1 protein-coding gene is annotated in these 784 nt (G+C 64.5%); it reads left to right on the plus strand.

Features of this window, described 5'->3' with window-relative positions; genetic code table 11:
- The first annotated feature begins 365 nt into the window (after positions 1-365).
- Positions 366-719: a transposase gene (locus E2C06_RS38365; protein ID WP_277751929.1), complete on the plus strand. Its 354-nt coding sequence runs from the start codon at positions 366-368 to the stop codon at positions 717-719.
- The last annotated feature ends 65 nt before the right edge of the window (positions 720-784 follow it).

The raw sequence follows: 784 nt of genomic DNA on the forward strand, positions 1-784 counted from the left end.
GAGATCCACGTCGTCACGCCTGACCAAGGCCAGGATCGTCTTGTGCAGCACCTGCGTCAGTGCGTCATCACTCATCGCAGCTATCATGGTCTGTTCTCCTCGGCATCAAGAATACGATGCGAAAGATTTCGTTCCGAGGTTAGTATGCAGCTTCTTCACAGCTGCGCGGCCTTGAGCATTTTGCGGATCAGCGGGCTCTGCCGGGAGCGGCGGTTCGTCAACTACCATCGCGTGCTGAACCGCGCCGCCTGGAGCGGGCGGCCGCCGGGTGCTGCTCGGGTTGCTGCTGGACGCCTTCGTGCTGAACGGCCCGGTGCTGCTGGGTCTCGACGACAAGATTGAGCGCCGGCGCGGCAAACGCATTAGTGCCAAGGGCATCTACCGCGACCCGGTCCGCTGCTCGAAGGGCCACTTCACACAAGGCCAGCGGCCTGCGCTGGCTCAGCCTGATGCTGCTGGTCCCGATCTCTTGGGCTGGGCGGGTTTGGGCGCTGCCTTTCTTGACTGCACTCGCCCCATCGGAGCGCTACTGTCGCGAGCATGGCCGGCGGCACAAGAAGCTGACGGACTGGGCGCGGCGGCTGGTCTTGCAAGCCCACCGTTGGATGCTGGGGCGACCCCTCGTGCTCGTGGCCGGCAGCAGCTTCGCCGCTCTCGAGTTCCTCGCCAGCCATGTAGCCGCCGGAGTGAAACTGACCCGGTCGCCGGTTGAAATCTGACCCAGGTTCTAGGGTGCCCTGTCACCGCGATGGGGGCCCGGATGCTTGGGGGAGAGCTGGCATTG

The sequence above is a fragment of the Dankookia rubra genome, from assembly GCF_004355005.1.
Taxonomy (GTDB): Bacteria; Pseudomonadota; Alphaproteobacteria; order Acetobacterales; family Acetobacteraceae; genus Paracraurococcus; species Paracraurococcus ruber_A.